The sequence below is a fragment of the Amycolatopsis sp. cmx-4-83 genome, assembly GCF_046548815.1.
GTDB lineage: Bacteria > Actinomycetota > Actinomycetes > Mycobacteriales > Pseudonocardiaceae > Amycolatopsis > Amycolatopsis pretoriensis_A.
Genome location: NZ_JAEBEF010000013.1, coordinates 226,748 through 244,764, shown reverse-complemented (window position 1 = coordinate 244,764; position 18,017 = coordinate 226,748). Strand labels below are relative to the sequence as shown.

General features: G+C 74.1%; 14 protein-coding genes. 4 read left to right on the top strand and 10 right to left on the bottom strand.

Features of this window, described 5'->3' with window-relative positions; genetic code table 11:
* Positions 1 to 3: 3 nt before the first annotated feature.
* From ACLJQM_RS37370 to ACLJQM_RS37360, 3 genes are all read right to left on the bottom strand, one after another.
* Positions 4 to 696: a helix-turn-helix transcriptional regulator gene (locus tag ACLJQM_RS37370; RefSeq protein ID WP_247024832.1), complete on the bottom strand. Its 693-nt coding sequence runs from the start codon at positions 694 to 696 to the stop codon at positions 4 to 6.
* Between the two features lie 371 nt (positions 697 to 1,067).
* On the bottom strand, positions 1,068 to 3,878 hold the full coding sequence (locus tag ACLJQM_RS37365; protein ID WP_410635044.1) for an AAA family ATPase: 2,811 nt from the start codon (positions 3,876 to 3,878) through the stop codon (positions 1,068 to 1,070).
* Between the two features lie 6 nt (positions 3,879 to 3,884).
* Positions 3,885 to 6,671, bottom strand: a complete 2,787-nt coding sequence (locus ACLJQM_RS37360) for an AAA family ATPase (protein ID WP_410635043.1) — start codon at positions 6,669 to 6,671, stop codon at positions 3,885 to 3,887.
* A gap of 370 nt (positions 6,672 to 7,041) precedes the next feature.
* Here ACLJQM_RS37360 and ACLJQM_RS37355 point away from each other — a divergent pair, with 370 nt between their 5' ends.
* Complete coding sequence (locus ACLJQM_RS37355) at positions 7,042 to 8,538, top strand: DUF742 domain-containing protein (RefSeq protein WP_410635042.1); 1,497 nt, start codon at positions 7,042 to 7,044, stop codon at positions 8,536 to 8,538.
* 40 nt (positions 8,539 to 8,578) lie between these two features.
* Complete coding sequence (locus ACLJQM_RS37350) at positions 8,579 to 9,244, top strand: O-methyltransferase (RefSeq protein ID WP_247024840.1); 666 nt, start codon at positions 8,579 to 8,581, stop codon at positions 9,242 to 9,244.
* A 111-nt stretch (positions 9,245 to 9,355) separates the two neighbouring features.
* On the opposite strand, the gene ACLJQM_RS37345 is transcribed toward ACLJQM_RS37350, so the two are convergent.
* The 7 genes from ACLJQM_RS37345 to ACLJQM_RS37315 all read right to left on the bottom strand — a co-directional run bounded on the left by ACLJQM_RS37345 (position 9,356) and on the right by ACLJQM_RS37315 (position 16,135).
* Complete coding sequence (locus ACLJQM_RS37345) at positions 9,356 to 10,426, bottom strand: HAD-IIIC family phosphatase (protein ID WP_247025192.1); 1,071 nt, start codon at positions 10,424 to 10,426, stop codon at positions 9,356 to 9,358.
* Between the two features lie 26 nt (positions 10,427 to 10,452).
* Positions 10,453 to 11,574, bottom strand: a complete 1,122-nt coding sequence (locus ACLJQM_RS37340) for an acyl-CoA dehydrogenase family protein (RefSeq protein WP_410635041.1) — start codon at positions 11,572 to 11,574, stop codon at positions 10,453 to 10,455.
* Positions 11,567 to 11,842: an acyl carrier protein gene (locus ACLJQM_RS37335; RefSeq protein WP_247024843.1), complete on the bottom strand. Its 276-nt coding sequence runs from the start codon at positions 11,840 to 11,842 to the stop codon at positions 11,567 to 11,569. The genes ACLJQM_RS37340 and ACLJQM_RS37335 overlap by 8 nt, the downstream gene beginning before the upstream one ends.
* Entirely contained in the window at positions 11,843 to 12,700 is an 858-nt protein-coding gene (locus tag ACLJQM_RS37330; protein WP_410635039.1) for a 3-hydroxyacyl-CoA dehydrogenase family protein, read from the bottom strand.
* Between the two features lie 90 nt (positions 12,701 to 12,790).
* Positions 12,791 to 13,069 carry a hypothetical protein gene (locus ACLJQM_RS37325; protein ID WP_360782218.1) on the bottom strand — a complete coding sequence of 93 codons (279 nt, stop codon included), beginning with the start codon at positions 13,067 to 13,069 and terminating at the stop codon, positions 12,791 to 12,793.
* Positions 13,070 to 13,101: 32 nt separating this feature from the next.
* Entirely contained in the window at positions 13,102 to 15,858 is a 2,757-nt protein-coding gene (locus ACLJQM_RS37320) for an AAA family ATPase (RefSeq protein ID WP_410635038.1), read from the bottom strand.
* 13 nt (positions 15,859 to 15,871) lie between these two features.
* Positions 15,872 to 16,135, bottom strand: a complete 264-nt coding sequence (locus ACLJQM_RS37315; protein WP_247024850.1) for a hypothetical protein — start codon at positions 16,133 to 16,135, stop codon at positions 15,872 to 15,874.
* A gap of 277 nt (positions 16,136 to 16,412) precedes the next feature.
* Between ACLJQM_RS37315 and ACLJQM_RS37310 the strand changes: the two genes are divergently transcribed.
* Both ACLJQM_RS37310 and ACLJQM_RS37305 read left to right on the top strand, forming a co-directional pair.
* On the top strand, positions 16,413 to 17,210 hold the full coding sequence (locus tag ACLJQM_RS37310) for a thioesterase II family protein (protein ID WP_247024852.1): 798 nt from the start codon (positions 16,413 to 16,415) through the stop codon (positions 17,208 to 17,210).
* A gap of 44 nt (positions 17,211 to 17,254) precedes the next feature.
* Entirely contained in the window at positions 17,255 to 18,016 is a 762-nt protein-coding gene (locus ACLJQM_RS37305) for a DeoR/GlpR family DNA-binding transcription regulator (protein WP_086865209.1), read from the top strand.
* Position 18,017: the final 1 nt, after the last annotated feature.

Sequence of the window (18,017 nt, the reverse complement as noted above, 5' to 3'; positions counted from 1 at the left end):
GCGTCACCGCACGAAGTCCGGCAGCGCACGCGGAGGCCACGACCCGACCCCGAAGATGCCCATGGAGTAGGCCTTCGAGATCAGCGCCGGCCGGTTCTTCACCTTCATCTTCCGCAGCAGCGTCGTCACGTGGTACTCCACGCCGCCGCGGCTCATGTAGAGGTTGGCCGCCAGCTGGATCGTGGAGACGCCGGAGGCGACCCCCTCGAGGATCCGGGCGTCGATCTCGGACAGGATCTTCTTCTTGCTGCAGGCCACCTGGTTGCCGCGCTCGTTCTTGTCCGGCCGGAACACGACCGTCAGGCTGTCGAGGCGATCGCCGACGCCGTGCACCGTGGAGCCGATGAACTCACCGGACAACGTCGTGCCGTTCTCGCGCATCACCAGGATCCGCTCGACGAACCGGCTGCGCTCACCGCGCGCCAGCAGCCGCAGCTGGTTCTCGACCTTGCTCCGCACGCTGGGGTGCAGCAGGTCGCAGAGACCGGTGCCGGTGACCGCGTCCGAGCTGCGCTCGAAGACGCGGAAGAACTCCATGCTGGCGGAGACGATCCGCAGCCGGTGGTCCAGGTTCACCATGCACATCTCGGGGGTGATGGCGCGCAGCGCGGGCTTTCGGGTGGCCGTCCGGACCGCCTGGTCCGCGACCCCGGCCACCCCGATACCCACAGCCAGATCCGCAACGTCCGCACTCATGAAGGCATTCCTTTCTCCGGCTGGAAGCTGAAGCCCCGGGGGCGAGAAGGCCGACGGCTGCGAGTCACTGTGTGAGCCGTGTCTCCGGGGTGATGCAGATCATGTTATGCACGCTTGATTATCCCGGGCAACACAATCCGGACACCCGTTCTTAACACTGTGGTGCGGAGGCGGTGGGGGTACGGAGGTACGGAGCGCCGTGCGGTGCGGTGCGGTACCGAACCCCGGGCGGACGGGCACCGGCGCTGCCCTTTTGGCTCCTGACCTGGGAAACCTGGGGAAAAGGGGGTCCGTACCCCCGCACCCCGCACCGCACGGGCGTACCGAACCTGGGGTGCGGACCCTCGCGGTGCGGGGTGCGGCAAGGGGAATCAGCTCTCCTGCTCGAGCGCGCCGAAGCGCTCGATGAGCTCGGCCCGGCCGCTGACTTCGAGCTTGCGGTAGGTGCCGGTGAGGTTCTTCTCGACCGCGCGCCGCGTGACGCCGAGGGAATCGGCGATCCGCTGGTTCGTCCAGCCCTGGACGACGAGCCGCGCGACCGCGGCTTCGGTCTTCGTGAGGTTCCCCAGGCTGTCGCCGGAAAACCGCAGCACGGGACCGTTCAGCTCGGTTTCGCCGCTGCCGTCCAACCAGGACGCGCCGATCGCCTTGACCAGTTCCCGGCCCTCGGCCAGCAGGTCTTCGGCTTCGGGCAGGCCGGCGTCGAGGAGCCGGGCACCCAGTACGACGGCGGTGCGGGCGCGCTCGACGACGTTCTCCGACTCGCGCAGGATGCCGGCCGCCTCCTGCAGCAGCGCGATGCCGTCCGCGCCGCCGGTCAGCATCCCTTGCAGGCGCAGGGAACGCCCGACGCTCAGCGGGGTCCCCCAGTGCTGCGCGAACTGGTCCTCTTCGGCCGCGTGCGCCTGGGCCGCGGCGAGGTCGCCGAGCCGCTGCTGCACCAGCGCCGCCCAGATCCGCCACGGGTACTGGGGTGTGTTGACCCACCCCTCGCGCTCCAGGCGCCGCCCGCAGTCGAGGAACCGGCCCAGTGCCGTCGCCGGGTCGCCGCGGACCAGGTCGATCATCCCCCGCGTCAGCCGCCGCGCGGCGAACACGCGGTGGTCGGTGCCGTCCATCGGCGTACCCAGCAGGCGTTCGCCGAGCTCGGGATCCTGGGTCTCCAGGGCGATCTGGGCCAGGGTGGTGACCGACCGCGCGAGCGCGTCCGGCCAGGCTTCGTGGTCGGTGCCTTCCAGCACGCCGAGCGCGATCCGCCGCGCCTTGGCCAGCTCCCCTTGCGCCAGCTTGACTTCCGCGAGTTCGGCGGCGATCAGCGGCGCGGTGTCCGGCCAGTGCTCCTGCGCCGCCTGCGCGGCCGCGGTCAGCGCGGGCTCGAGCACGGCGGCGTTGTCGGCGAGGAGCGAGGTGGACACCAGCAGCGGCAGCGACGTGTAGGCGTGCCGCGGGTCGAGCGGCTCTTCGCTGACCAGTCGCTTGAGGACGGTCTCGACGTCGTCGACCGGCACGCTGCCGGAGAGCACCGCGGTGTGCAGCAGCACCACCGCGAGCTCCCGGCCGGCCGGGGCGTCCAGGCGTCCGGTGTGCTCGAGTTCGGCGAGGCGGGCCAGCGCGGCCTCGCCGCGGCCCGGCTGCCCGATCCCCGGGTACCAGGTCCGGGCTTCGGCCCGCAGCGCCAGTTCCACCGGTTCCCCGGCGCGCAGCACGGGTTCGACGGCGGCGCGCACGGCCGCGCCGAGGTTCGGTGCCGCGGCGGCGTACGCGGGCGGGATCCACAGCGCCGCTTCCGCCTGCTGCGGACCGGGTGGCAGCAGCGACAGCGCCTGCGACAGGTGCCGGGCCGCGGCGACCAGGTCGAAACCCCGTTCCGCGGCGGCGAGTTCGACGAGCAGCCGGCCGCGTTCTTCGCTGTCGGGCGCGGTGTTGAGCAGGGCCCGGCGCAGGTAGCGCGCCGCGAGTTCGCCGGCGCCGCGTTCCAGCACGCTGCCCGCGGCCGAGCTGAGGATCCGCACTTCCCAGGGGTCTTCGGCGATGCCGACCTTCATCAGCGTCTCGGCCACCCGCTCCGCCGGGCGGCCGTGCTCGTAGAGCAGCCGCGCCGCGCGCCGGTAGAGGTCTTCCCGCAGTTCGACCGGGATCGCGGACTCGATGCCGTCCCGCACGCTCGTGGTGACGAACCCGATCCGCCCGTCCTCGCGGTCGACCAGGCCCAGCCGCTCCAGGTGCTGCACCGCCGAGGAATACTCGACGTCGTCGAGCCCGACGAGGTCGGCGGCGAGCCCCGGTTCGGCGAGGTCGCCGAGCACCGCGACCGCGCGGGCCAGCGCGAGCACCGCGGGCGGCTGCGAGCCCAGCGACATCAGGACGCGGTGGTCGAGCAGCCGCACGGCTTCGGTTTCCGCGGCCGCGGTCTGCGCGGCGACCGGCCGCAGCCCTTCGGCGACCAGTCCGGTGAGGACGGTCGCGACGTCGGCCGGGTTGCCGCCGGAGACTTCGTGCAGCATCGCGGTGAACGGCTCCTCGGCGCGTTCGCCGAACGCGACCTCGGCCATCGAAGCGACGCCCGACCGCGAAAGCGGTGCGGGCACGACGATCCGCGCGGCCGCCGTCACCAGTTCGTGCACCAGCGGGTACTTCGGCGCCTCGCATTCGTCGGCCAGCGCCAGCGCCAGCAGGATCCGCGATCCGCTCAGCCGCTTGGCCAGGTAGCCCAGCAGGCGCAGCGATCCCTGGTCGGCCCACTGCAGGTCGTCGACGATCACCACGACGAGGTCGTCGTGCGACATCGCGTGCACGACCGTGTGCAGTCCATAGAGGACGGCTTCGGTCGGCAGGTAGTGCTCGTGGCCGTCGGTGATCAGCCGTTCTTCGGTCAGGGCACGCAGGATCTGCTCGGACGCGCCCTGGAACCACCGGTCCCGCTCGGCTTCGCCGGCCGCGACGAGCACCGGGCGGCACAGCTGCTGGGCGATACCGAAGGCGAAGTCCTCTTCGAGCCGGGTGGCGTCCGCGCGCAGCACCCGGGCGCCCGCGCCGAGCGCCGCCGCCATGGTGTCGCGCAGCAGCGCGGACTTCCCGCTGCCGGCCGGCCCGCTGATCAGCAGCAGGGAGCCGTCGCCGCCCGCGGCCGCGTTCAACGCGGTCGCGATGGCGGCCCGCTCGGTGTCACGCTCCAGCAGCACCGGCCATCAACTCGCTGCGGAGCCGGGGCTCATCAGCTCGGCGAGCTGCCCCCGGCCGGTCACGGTCAGTTTGCGGTAGATCCGGGTCAGGCGCAGCTCCACCAAGCGGCTGCTCAGCTGCAACGCCCGCGCGATCTCGGGGTTCGTGCGGCCCGCGGCGGCGAGTGCGGCGATCCGGGCCTCCTGTTCGGACAGTGCGCCGGCGGGGTCGCCGGGCGCGGGACGGTCGGCGATGTCGTGCCCGCGGCGGGCCAGCCGGCCGGAGACGTCGCGGATCTTCTCCGCGAGCCCGGCCGGCAGCAGCTGCGGCCGCAGGGTCGCGACCCGCCCGATCAAGGCGGTGGCTTCGGCGACGTCCCCGTCGTCGAGCCGCGCGGCGGCGAGTTCGGTGACGGCGGTGAGGAAGTCGACGCGCCGGGCCGTTCCCTCCAGCAGCTCGACCGCGCGTTCCAGGTGCCCCCGGCGTTCGGTGCCGGTGAAGACGTCGGCCAGGCGCAGGCTCGTGGCGCCGCGCGCGCCCGGCACGCCCCAGGTTTCCGCGCGTGCCAGCGCTTCCCGGGCCAGTTCGACGGCGCCGTCGGCGCCGGAGCGGGCCAGTGCCAGCGCCGCGCCGGTCCGCCACGGCAGGTCGACGGGGTTGCCTTCGCGCCGCCCGGTGGTGCCGCGCCCGGCCGCGCGGAACGCTTCGAGCGCGGCTCGGGCGTCCCCCTTCGCCAGGTGGACGCGGCCGCGTTGCAGCAGCAGGTACCCGGCGGCCAGGCCGTCGTCCGCGCCGGCCGGCAGCACTGGGCCCACCGCGCGCTCGGCGTCGTCGAGCCGCATCGCGGCCAGTGCCGCTTCCGCGCGCACGGCCCGCAGCCCGGGCAGCGCCCGCGGGTGCCAGGCGCGTTCGGGCAGCCGGGCCACCGCGGCTTCGAGATCGGCCTGGGCCTGGCCGAGGTTGCCGCGGCGCAGTTCGCAGCGGGCCCGCAGCAGCACCGCGTTCGCCGCGACCGCGCGGGCCCCGGCGCGGACCGCGTCCTGGTGGACGTCGGTGAGGCCGAGCACGGCCTCGGAAAGCTCGTCGGTGCACAGCAGCACCCACGCGGCCCGCAGGCGCAGGGTGTGCGGCAGGTTCGCGCGCGGTTCGAGCGCGAGCCGGGCGAGTTCCCGGGCCCGGCCGGGCTCGCGGCCGCGGCGGGCGAGCTCGACCGCGGTCGTCGCCGCGCGCACCGGGTCGGTGTCGCCCGGCTCCGGGTGCGGCGCGTCGAACGCGGTGGCCGGGACGACCGGGCCGGCCGCGCAGTCCTCCTGCGCCAGCCTGCCGAGCGCGGCCAGCGCGGACGTGCCGGCCTCGAACCCGCTGCGGCGGCGGCAGGTCGCGGCGATCACGCGGTGCGCGGTGCGGGTGTCGCCGCGGGCGAGCAGGTGGTCGGCCGCTTCGAGCAGGACCGCGCCGGAGACCTCGGGGCCGGTGTCGAGCAGGACGCGCTGCAGGCGCTGGTCGCTCAGCTCCGGTTCGTCGGCGACCTCGGCCAGCGCGAGCCCGAGCATCAGCTTCCGGCGTTCGGCCGGGCTGACCGGTTCGCGCAGCGCCCGGCCGAGCAGCCGCGCCGCGCCCGCGTCGTCCCCGAGCACCCGGCGCCGTTCCGCGGCCCGGCGCAGGGTCGCGACCGCCCACGAGGCACCGACCGGGCGGACGGCGGAGAGCAGTTCGGCGAGCTGGTCGTCCGGGACCGCGGCGCGGTAAGCGAGTTCGGCGCACCGGTTCGCGAGCTCGCCGCGTTCGGCGGCGCTCAGCGTGCCGAGCGCGGCGTCGGCGGTGGTGCCGTCGGCGATGCGCGTCGGCGCGCCTTCGCGGACCAGGCCGAACCCGACCAGCTGGCGCAGGGCGTCGCCGACGCGGCCGGCGAGCGGGCCGGCCAGGTTCGTCACGAGGTCGAAGTCGAGCAGCCCGCGGCAGACCGCGATGGCGCGCAACAGGTTCAAGGCGTCGGCGGGCAGCGCCGCGATCGAGACGGCCAGCTCGGCGGCGCGGACGTCGGCGAGGTGCGCGGTGACGGCGGGCAGGTGCTCGGCCACGGGGTCGCCCCCGGCGGCGGCGAGCCGTTCGAGCACCGGCGCAACCAGCGCGGGCCGTCCGCTGGTGGCCCGGTGCAGGCCGGCGGTGAAGCGGGGGTCGGGCAGGCTGCCGGGGAAGCGGTCGGCGACCAGCTCGCGCAGGCCGTCCTCGGTGAGCAGCCGCACGGCGGCGGTGTCCCCGCCCGGCACGGCCGCGTGCTCACCGGTGGCGAGCACGGACCGGACGAGCAGCATCGGCGCCTGCTGCAGCCGGTGCTCCATGGCTTCGAGCCAGGCCTTCGAGCCGGGGTCCGCCCACTGGGCGTCGTCGACGGCGATCAGCAGCGGACCCTGGCTCGCGACGCCCACGAAGTCGCCGCAGAGGGTCGGGATGGACCGCTCGGCCGAGGTGCGGCCGCAGGAGCGCGGCCCGCCGTCGAGCCGGCAGTCGGCGTCGGCGATGTCGGCGAAGAGCCGGTTGATGACGCCGCGGTGCACGGCCGATTCCCCGGGCGAGCAGGAGGCGAAGGCGGTGATGACGCCGGCGACCCTGGCTTCCCGGACGGCGGCGGCGAGCAGCGCGCTGCGCCCGGCCCCGCGCGGGCCGACGACGGTCACCTGGCCCGACCGCCCGGCCAGCACCCCGCGAATCCCCCGCCGCAGCACGGCGATCTCGTCCTCCCGTTCGACCAGCCGCGTTTCGGCGGTGCGGCGGGAACGGTCGTCGCGTTCCCCGAGCCAGGGAACGGTCAAAACGGGCGCGGCAACAGGCCCTGCGCTCCGCGCGACGGTGTCCACGGAGGGCAGGGCAGGCGCGACCGGCCACGCCGATCCGGCTCTACCTGATCCGGGCACCACCATCACCCTCCGCCCCACAGCGGCTGCTTTCCGTCACTCCCCCGGCGGTGTACCGGTGGGTGACGTGGCTCTCCAGCCTAAGACGACCAATGTTGGTTTAACAAGTCCAGCACCTTCGTTTTGTCTGCGGTTGGCCCCTGCCGACAACGCACTACCCACGAAGACCCAGAAATCCCTACATTAAGGCAAAGCGACTTGACACCCCGCCAGGGCCGTGGGTGAAGGTGGCTCGACACCCCGTCCGACCGGTTTCGAGGCCGCGAACATGAAAAACTCCCACGATCGCCGCCCCGCGAAGATCGGCTCGGCATCCCTGTCCTTCGGCGGCTGGGGCGACTACGAGGTGTGGGCGGCGCATGGATTCACACCCAAACCCAACTCGGACCCGGCTCACGCGCCGGAGCCGCAGGTGGAGGCCGTCGAAGAGGCCGGTGAGGATACCGGTGAGCGGGACGCGCGACCGGGGAAGGCGGCTGGTGGTGCCCGGCCGGCCGCGGGGCGGGGCAGGCGGGGCGGGAAGGCGGCGGGGGCGGGCGCTGGGGGTGCGACCGGCGATCGCGACTCGGGCACCGCGACCCGCACCGGCAAGGGCGGCCGCGGCTCCGGTGCCGCCGCCGCGACCGGTACCGGCACGACCGCCGGCGCCGCGGACCACGCGCCCACTGGCGATCGTGACTCGGGCTCCGCGACCCGCTCCGGTAAGACCGCCCACGACTCCGCCGCCGGGACCGGCGCGCGCCTCGGCAAGGCCAAAGACGCCACCCGGGGCAAGCGCGGCACCCGCTCCGGGAAGGCCGCGGGCAGTGCCGGCCACGACGCCGGTCCCGGCGCCGCCGCCGGCGCCGCCACCCACGGCCCCGGCAAGAGCGGCCGCAACCCCGGCCCGCGCCGAACCGGCCGTGGCGAGTCCGCCGCACCGGCCCACGCCGACCGCGAACCCGGCCCGGGCGAAGCGACCCGCGAGCGCGGCCCACGAGGCGAGCGAACCGGACCCGGCGAGCGCGGCACCGGCACGCACCGAACCGGCCCCGCGGAACCCGCCCACGCCGACCACGACCCCGGCCCGGGCGACGCCACCCGCGAGCGCCGCCCACGCCGAGACGAGCGAACCGGACCCGGCGAGACCGGCGACCCCGCCCGCACCGGCGAGCGCGGCACCGGCACGCACCGAACCGGCCCCGCGGAACCCGCCCACGCCGACCACGACCCCGGCCCGGGCGACGCCACCCGCGAGCGCCGCCCACGCCGAGCGGAACGAACCGAACCCGCCCGCGGCCGTGACACCGGCGCGGAGCGCAGCGAAGCCGTCCGCGAGACCCGCCCCGGCAAGCCCCTCGATCCCGCCGAGGACGACCGCACCCGTGGGCGCCGTGCCGCCAGTCTCGGGACGCACCCCATCCCCACCCTCGGCGAACACACCACCCGGGAACGCCCCCGCCCCTACGTCCGCGGCAGCACTCCCCCGCCTCCCCGGGCCCGGCACGTCCTGCCGCCGGAAGTCATGCTCTTCGCCACCGGCCGGCACCGCGGCGCCGCCGGCCTCGATCCGGATCTCACCGCCCTGTGCCGGATGTGCCAGATCCCCACCTCGATCGCCGAGGTCTCCGCCTACCTCCGGCAGTCGCTCGACGCCACCCGCGACCTCGTGCAGCACGGGATCGACCTCGGGCTGCTCGTCGCCGACGTCGCGGAGCTCGGGATCGCCGGCCGGCCGCCGCTCGCGTTGCTGCACCGCGTGCACCAGGGACTGCTCCGCCTGTGAACTAGACACTTCCAGGATCCGGCGAACCTAGGCTTCCGCCATGGCGACCCAACTACTGGCGTCCTCCGACGTGCTCGGCTACGTGAGCGAGCATTCGCAAGCCGAGGACGAGATCCTGCGCGAACTGCGCGACGAGACGGCCTCGCTGCCCATGGGCGCGGCGATGCAGGTGTCCGCGGAAGAAGGCCGGCTGCTCGCGCTGCTGGTCAAGCTCACCCGGGCGCGGCTGGTGGTGGAGGTCGGCACCTTCACCGGCTACAGCTCCCTCTGCATGGCCCGGGCGCTGCCCGCCACCGGGCTGCTCATCACCTGCGACGTCACCGACCGCTGGCCGGCGTTCGGGCGGCCCTACTGGCGGCGGGCCGGCGTCGAAGACCGGATCGACCTGCGGATCGATCCCGCGACCCAGGTGCTCGACACGCTCTTCTACGAGTACGGGCCGGGCACCGTCGACCTGGTCTTCATCGACGCCGACAAGGTCGGGTACGCCGCCTACTACGAGGCCGCGCTCGGGCTGCTGGCGCCCGACGGGCTCATCGTCGTCGACAACACGCTCTTCTTCGGCCGCGTCACCGATCCCGAAGCCCAGGACCCCGACACCGTCGCCATCCGCGAGTTCAACCGCTTCGTGCGCGACGACCCGCGCGTGGAGATGTCGCTGCTGCCGATGGCCGACGGCATCACGCTCATCCGCAAAGCCGGCTGAAACCCGCGCGGAAAGGCCGCCACGGACCCACCGTGGCGGCCTTTCTCCGTGCCCGGCAACGGGAAAAGGGCCCGCCCCCGAACCGGGAGCGGGCCCTTCCTCGGATCAACCTCAGCGCACGCCGACCGGCTCGGTGAGGTCGGGCGCCACCAGGGACACCGTCGTGGGCTCCTCCTGCGGCACCGGCTCCAGGTGCAGCCGCTGCAGGCCCGGGACCTCGCCGGAGGGCAGCACGGCCGTGCACGCGCACGCGTCGTCGGCGAACCCGGCGAAGCGGTAGGCGATCTCCATCATCCGGTTGCGGTCGGTCGCCCGGAAGTCGGCGACCAGGTGCGCGTCGGCGCTCGCGGCCTGGTTGGCCAGCCAGCGCAGGATGATCGAGCCCGCGCCGAACGACACGACCCGGCACGACGTCGCCAGCAGCTTGAGGTGCCAGAACTCCTCGAACGTCTCCAGCAGGATCACCCCGACCGCGCCGTGCGGCCCGAAGCGGTCGCGCATGCTGACCACCAGCACCCGGTGCGACGGGTCGTCCAGCAGGCCGCGCAGCTTCTCGTCGGAGTAGTGGATGCCGGTGGCGTTCATCTGGCTGGTGCGCCGGGTCAGCTCCTCCACCCGGGACAGCTCGGTGTCGGTGGCCGGCAGGATCGTCATCCGCAGGTCGAGCGAGCGCAGGAAGTCCTCGTCCGGGCCGGCGAACCCGGCCTGGGCCTCCTGGCGGCGGAAGGACGCCTGGTACATCTGACGCCGCCGCCGCGAGTCGACGGTGACCGTCTCCGGGCTGAACTCCGGCAGGTCCGCCAGTTCCAGCACGTCCTCCGCGCGGTAGGTGCGCACCTGCGGGTGGTGGTAGGTCACCTCGGCCAGTTCGCTGTCGCGGTCGTCGACGAACGCGATCGTCTCGAGGGCGAACTTCAGCTCGTCGGCGATCGCCTTGACCGACTGGGACTTCGCGTGCCAGCCGATCTGCGGCAGCACGAAGTACTCCGCGAGGCCGAGCTCCTCCAGCCGCGCCCAGGCGTGTTCGTGGTCGTTCTTGCTCGCCACCGACTGCAGGATGCCGCGCGCGTCGAGGGTCTTCACGAGCTGCCGGATCTCTTCGGAAACCTCGACGGTGCCGTCTTCGAGCAACGTGCCGTTCCACAGGGTTTCGTCGAGGTCCCACACCAGGCACTTGACCATGGTCGTGCTAGCCACCGGAATCCTCCTCAGTCGCCGGTATTCACGAGGACACGGGTGTGCCCCGCCAGGATGAGCTGGCAGATCTCGTTGCTGCCTTCGATGAGTTCCATCAGCTTCGCGTCGCGGTGCGCCCGGGCGACCACGTGGCCGTCCTGGGCCGCGGCCGAGGCCAGCACCTGCGCCGCCGTGCCCGACCCGCGGGCCGCCGCCGTCGAGCTGACGTACTTGGCCAGCACGGTCGCGACCACCATCTCGGGTGAACGGTCGTCCCAGGCCCGGCTGGCGTGTTCGCACACGCGGGTCGCGGCCTGCTCGTCGGCGTAGAGGTCGGCCAGGTGCCGGGCCACGAGCTGGCGGTCGGCCAGCGGGACCCCGCCCTGGTGCCGGTTCGCCGCGTGCTCGCCGGCCGCGGCCAGGCAGGCCCGCAGGATGCCGACGCAGCCCCAGGCCACCGAGATCCGGCCGTAGGCGAGCGCGGTGGTGATGAGCATGGACAGCTCGACCCCGCCGCCGCCGAGCACCGCCGAGCGCGGCAGCCGGACGTCGTGGAGCCGGACGGTCGAGTGACCGGCCGCGCGGCACCCGCTGGGGTGCGGGACCCGCTCGATCGTGACGCCCTCGGCGTTCGAGGGCACCACGACCGCCGTGCCGAGGCCGTCGAGCTCGCCGACGACCACGATCAGGTCCGCGTACGCCGCCGCGGTGATCCAGACCTTTTCGCCGTTGATCAAGACGTCGTCGCCGTCGGCGCGGACGGTGGTGGCCACCGACGACAGGTCGCTGCCCGCCGCGGGTTCGCTGAAGGCCACCGCGGCCAGGTCGCCGGAGGTGAGCCGCCCGAGGTAGCCGGCCCGCTGGGCGCGGTCGCCGAAGCGCTGGATGGTCCAGGCCGCCATGCCCTGCGAGGTCATCACGCTGCGCAGCGAGCTGCACAGCGAACCGGCGTGCGCGGTGAACCACCCACTGTGGAGACTGCTGACGCCGAGCCCGCCGAATTCGGCGGGCACCTCGGCGCACAGCAGGCCCCGCGCGCCCAGCGCGCGCAACAGGTCTTCGGGCAGCCGTCCCTCGACGTCCCAGGCCGCCGCCCGGTCACCGACCCGGGCGGTCAGCTCGGCGGCGGCCGCCGCGAGGGGGTGCTCACTCATCGAGCAGGCGCCCCACGAGCGCCGTCATGCTTTCGACGGTGCGGAAGTTGTCGAGCTTGAGGTCCGGCCCGACGATGGCGATGCCGTAGGTCTGCTCGAGGAACACGACCAGCTCCATGGCGAACATCGAGGAGACCAGGCCGGTGCGGAAGAGGTCCTGGTCGTCCGGGACGTCCTGCTTGACGCGTCCGGTCAGGAACTCCCGGATCTCCCGCGTGACGGCCTCCGGCGTGCGCGCCGGGGTTGCGGTGGTGGAGACGTCGTTCACTCAGAACACCTTCCCGTACTCGTAAAAGCCCCGTCCGGTCTTCCGGCCGAGGTGGCCGTCGGCCACTTTGGACTGCAGCAGGGCGCACGGCGCGTGCCGCGGGTCGCCGGTGCGTTCGGCGAGCGCCCGCAGTGCGTCCGCGAGGTTGTCCAGGCCGATCAGGTCGGCGGTGCGCAGCGGGCCGGTCGGGTGGCCGAGGCAGCCCTGCATGAGCTCGTCCACGGCTTCCACCGACGCGGTGCCTTCCTCGACCAGCCGCGCGGCGTCGTTGATCATGGGGTGCAGCAGCCGGCTGGTGACGAACCCCGGCGAGTCCCGCACGACGATCGGCTTGCGGCTCAGCCGTTTCAGCAGGCCCAGCACCGCGTCCAGAGTGGACTGCTCGGTGCGGGGACCGCGGACGACCTCGACGTTCGGGATGAGGTAGGCCGGGTTCATGAAGTGCGTCGCCAGCAGGTCCGCGGGCCGTTCGACCGCTTCGGCCAGTTCGTCGACCGGGATGCCGGAAGTGTTGCTGATCAAGGGGGTCCCCGGGGCGACCAGCGCCGCGAGCTCACCGAGCACGGTGGCCTTGACCTTGTCGTCTTCGATGATCGCTTCGATGACCGCCGTCGCGTCCTTCGCCGCGCCCAGGTCGGTCGTCGCGGTCAGCTCGCCTTCGGCGACGTCGGGGAACGCGCCCATCAGCCGGCCGTGCCGCAGCTGCTGGGCCACGCGCCGCTTCGCGAGTTCCACCGCCTCGCCGTCGATTTCGACCAGGGTGACCGGAACTCCGTGTCCCAGTGCCATCGCCGTGATGGCCGAGCCCATCACCCCGCCGCCGATCACGGCCGGCCGATCCTGCGCCTGCCCGCCCACCGCGCCTCCCTGAGTCTTCGGGGACTTTTCCTCCGTGCGTGGGGAGCGTCGGTCACGGCGGGTCCGCCGGTCAACGAAAACCGCGCAACTCTAGGGTTTTCCGTCGGCCGGATCGGTGCTCAGCACGCCCAGCGCCGCCAGGTCGCCCATCCACGCGCGCAGGGAACCGGTCAGCTCGGCCGGTTCGAGGTCGCAGGTGGGCGCCAGCGCGAGCGCCGCGGCGGCGGGATCCCAGTCGTGCTGGGCCAGCGCGATCCACATCGCCGCGCCGAGGCCGCTGGCGAGCACGCGGTGTTCGCCGGACGGCAGCACCATTTCGAGCACGCCGGTGTCGTCGACGATCACGGCCAGTCCGGGCACCGGGCGCATGGCACTCCCCCGCGTTCTCCGCGCGTCACCGGTCACAGCGCGGGTTCCGGTGCGAGCAGGCCGCCGGGGAACCGCTCCTGCAGCTGAGTGCGGCCGGTGACGCCCAGCTTGCGGTAGACGCTCGTCAGGTGGATTTCGACGGTCCGCACGGCGAGCTGGAGCGCGTCGGCGATGGTCCGGTTGGTGGCCCCGGTCGCGGCGAGCTCGCCGACCCGCCGCTCCCCCAGCGTCAGCACGTCGGTCACGCTGCCGGTGACCGGGTAGTTGCGGCCGCCGGCCGCGGTGACCCCGGCCTGGGCCTCCTCGGCCCGGCTCCAGAACCCCGCCCGCACCGAGAGGTCCACGGCGGCGCGGAACGCCCGGCGCGCGCCCTGGTGGTCACCGGCGCGCAGAAGTGCTTTCCCCAGCGCGGTTTCCGCTTCGGCGAGGTACCAGGACGCCGCCGTCCCGCCGAGCACTTCGGCCGCCGCGGTGAGCCCGTCGACGGCGGCGTCGCCTTCGGCCACGAGGCCGCGGCCGAGCAGCGCCAGCCCTCGCGCCGACGCGGATCCCCAGGCCCGGGCCAGTTCTTCGCCGTGCGCCACGAGGTCGGCCGCTTCCGCCCGCCGGCCGAGCCGGACGAGCACCCGGGCGCCGTCGAGCCACCACGGGGCGAACAGCGGGTGGGAACCGCCTTCCGCGCGCAGCCCGGCACCGCACCGGCGCAGGTGCGCCAGCGCCCCTTCCAGGTCCCCGCGAGCCTCGGCGAGCCGTCCCCTGGCCAGCAGGTGGGCCGGGAAGCGGAGCACGGACCCGTCGGGCCCGGCCTCGTCGGCGCGGGCCATCGCCGCGGCCGCGCCGTCGACGTCGCCCTGCTGCAGCAGGACCAGCGCCTGGGCGACCAGGGGTGCGGTGGCGAGCTCGGCGCGGTCGTCGCGCTCGGCGGCGCGCACGGCCGCCGCCGCGTCCGAGAGCGCCCGGGACAGGTCGCCCGCGCCGCACGTGAGCCACGAATGCGCGGTCAGGGCCACGACTTCCGCCCAGCCGGTGCCGTCGCGCTCCGGCCCGGGCGACAGGCCGCCCAGCGCGTGCAGTGCTTCGTCGACCTCGTCGGCGGCGAACAGGACGTAGGCGGCCAGCGAACAGGCCCACCGCACCGAGGGTTCCGGGCGTTCGAGGGCCCGCCGCGCGCAGGAGACGGCGAGGTCGCGGTCGGTGCCGCGGATCATGTGCGCGACCGCGGCCAGCGCCAGCACGCCGACCTCGGCCGGGGTCTGGCCGGTCAGCGCGGACATCGCGGGCAGGCGCCCGCCGACGAGGTCCAGCGAGCCGGGCTGTTCGAAGGCGACGGCCAGCAGCGCGGCCTCCAGCTCGGTCCGCAGGCCGCGGTCGGCGTCCCCGGGGTGCTCGCCGTGGTCGCCGTCGAGCTGGTCGAGCGCGCCGGTGAGCAGCCGCGTCGCTTCCTGGGGTTCACGGGCCGACAGCGCGGCGATGGCCAGCTGCAGGGAGATCCGGGCCCGGCTGCGGGTGTCTTCGGCCAGTTCGGCCATCCCGGCGAGCGTCGCGTACGCCGCCAGCGGGTCGCGCACGCCGACCAGGCGGGCGAACTCGATCCGCACCGGCATGTCCTGGGGCCGGTCGGCGACGAGCACCCCGAGGTAGCGGGCGGCGTCGTGCGGGCGGCCCGACCGTTCCGCGGTGCGCGCGGCCTCGGCGAGCACGTCCCGCATCCAGCGTTCGGGCAGCAGGCGCCGGCCGAGCAGGTGCGCGCCGACGTCCTCGGGCGGGCGGCCACGGTCGTTGAGCAGCCGGGCCGCGGTCAGCCGCAGCGGGCCGAGCCGCCGATCCGGTACGCCGGCCAGCACCGCGTCGCGGACCGCGGGCGAGGCGAGCTCCTCGCCGTCGCCGCGCAGCAGCCCTTCGGCGGCCAGGACGGCCAGCGCGTCGGCGGCGAGCGGTTCGGGAACGCCGCCGAGCAGGGCGACGAGCTCGACGTCGGGGGCGCCGAACACCGCGATCGCCTCGGCGACGCGGCGCACGTGCTCCGGGCGGCCGGCGAGGACGCGCTCGACCAGCCGGGCGCGGGCGCCCGGGACGAGCACGCGGGCCCGCGCCAGCGCCGTCCCGTCCGGGGCGAGCCCCTCCAGGTGCAGGGCCGCGCAGACCTCGCCGAGCAGCGCGGGGTTGCCGCCGGTCAGCCCGGCCAGCTCGCGGGCGAACCCGGGTTCGGGCGCTTCGGGCCACCACGCGGCGGCGACGTCGGCGACCTCGAGCTCGGCGAAGGCCGCCAGGTCGACGGTGGCGACGTCGCCGGGCGGCAGCGTCATCGGCGGCCACAGCGGGTGGCCGGCGGGGCGCTGCGCGACGACGACGAGCAGGGGCTGTTCCGCGCCCCGGTGCGCCTGGTGGGCCAGCACCCGGACGGAGGCCTCGTCGCAGTGGTGGAAGTCGTCGAGCAGGACGACGACGGGACCGGCGACGGTGAGGTCGGCCAGCCGGCGGCCCAGCCGCCGCGAGAGCACCGGCACCGGCATGCCGTACCGGCTCCCGGCGTCCGGGAGCAGCCCTTCGGCGGCCCGGCCGGCGCTCCCGCCGCCCGGCCGGCGGCAGGTCTCCGACAGCACGACGGCGCGGTCGGAAACCGACCGCGCGAACTCCGCCAGCAACGCCGTCTTGCCGGTACCGGTGGCCCCGCGCACCCGCACCAGGGTCGCCGAACCGGCCCGCGCGTTCGCGAACGCCGAGCCGAGGACCTCCAGCTCCCGCCGCCGGCCGACCACGCGCCCGGCGACGCCCGTCACCTCCGCCATCCTCACCCTGCTTTCACGGAAGGCGGCGGCCGCCCAGCCCCTCGTCGTCGGCACCGTGCCACATTTCGCGCGCGTACGGCGTGTCCGGCACGAGCACCCGTTCGTCGGCCGCGCGCGGCGTCGAGGGCAGCTCCCCGAGCCCGCTCTCGATCCAGCCGAGGTCGCTCATCAGGCGCCGCATCGGCGGGCTGTCCCCGTGGATCCGGTGCAGCGACTGGATGGCACGGCGCAGCTCGGTCGCCTTGCGCCGGGCGGCGGTGAGCGCGTCAGCGGTCATCAGGACTCCTCCCGTCGGGCACGGCCGGATCGCGTGCCCCGCCGACGTTAGGTCGTCCCCGACCCGGAAAACCCCGAACCTCGACGGGATCCGTAGGTGCGGGCGCCATGAACGACCCGTTCATGACGTCCGGCGGGGCGGGTGCGGTCACGCTGCGCTCCGAGGCCCGGTGGCCCCCATGGGGGATCCCGCGGTGTGAGCGGCAACACTAAGGAATCCGTTGGCCGGGGCGGGGTTGACTGGCGGACCAGAAACCGCGTCGAAGGGAAACGCTCTCGTGAACATCGCGGACAACGCCACGACGTCGTGGATCCGCCGTTACCACCCGGCACCCGGCGCGGGCACCCGGCTCGTCTGTTTCCCCCACGCCGGCGGTTCGGCCAGCTACTTCCACCCGGTCTCGGCCCGGTTCGCGCCGGCCGTCGACGTCGTTTCGCTGCAGTACCCGGGGCGCCAGGACCGGCGCCGGGAGCCGAACGTGGACTCGATCGCCGGGCTCGCCGACCTGATCGCCGACGAGCTGGCCGCCCTCTCCGACAAGCCCGCTGTGTTCTTCGGGCACAGCATGGGCGCGGTCCTCGCCTTCGAAACCGCCTGGCGGCTGGAACTGCGCGGGCTGCGGGCGCCCGGTGCCATCGTCGCTTCGGGGCGGCGCGGGCCCTCGACGTTCCGCGACGAGCGGATCCACGAGCGCACCGACGACGGCGTGCTCGACGAGGTCCGCGAGCTCAACCGGGTGGACCGGACGGTCATCGGCGACGACGAGATCCTGCGGATGGCGCTGCCCGCGATCCGCGCCGACTACCGGGCGATCGAGACCTACGCCTGCCCGGCCGGGCGCCGCGTCCGCTGCCCGGTCACCGTGCTGATCGGCGACCAGGACCCGAAGGTGACCGCCGAGGAGGCCGGGAACTGGGGCGAGCACACCGAAGGCGGCTTCCGCCTGGAAGTCTTCCCCGGCGGCCACTTCTTCCTCGCCCGGCACCAGAGCGCGGTGAACGCCGAGCTGGAGCGCGAGCTGCAGGCCCTCGCCGCCCCCGCGGCGGCATTGCACTCCGGGCGTGATTCAACATAAAGTAACATCATCAACAACACAGAACGACATGGACGGGGGTCGCGGTGTACGCGGAAGAGCGTCAGCAGCTGATCCTCGAGCAGGCCCGGTCGCGTGGCCGGGTCGACGTCGCCGAGCTCGCCGGCGAGTTCGCGGTCACGACGGAGACGATCCGCCGCGACCTCACCACGCTCGAACGCCACGGGTCGCTCCGCCGGGTGCACGGCGGGGCGATCCCGATCGAGCGCCTGGGTTTCGAACCGGCGTTGAACACGCGTGAAAGCGTGATGACGGCGGAGAAGAAGCGCATCGGCAAGGCCGCCCTCGCCGAGCTGCCCGCGGAGGGCGCGATCCTGCTCGACGCGGGCACGACCACCGCCCACCTCGCGGAAGCGCTTCCCATCGACTGCAACCTCACCGTGGTCACCAACTCCGTGAACATCGCGCTGACGCTGTCCAAGCGCCCCAACCTCACGGTGATGCTGGTGGGCGGCCGCCTCCGGGCGCGCACGCTCGCGTCGGTCGACTCGTGGGCGTTGCACTCGCTCAGCGAAACGTTCGTCGAAGTGGCGTTCATGGCGACCAACGGCCTGTCGGTCGAACGCGGCCTCACCACCCCGGACCCGGCGGAGGCGATGGTCAAGCGCGCCTCCATCGCCGGCGCCCGCCGCGTCGTGCTGCTGGCCGACCACACGAAGGTGGGCAACGACCACTTCGCCCGCTTCGCCGAACTGTCCGAAGTGGACACGTTCATCACCGACGGTGGCATCGATTCCACGGTGGCCGCGGAAATCGAGCGCGAAGGCGTGAACGTCCTGACCGCGTGAG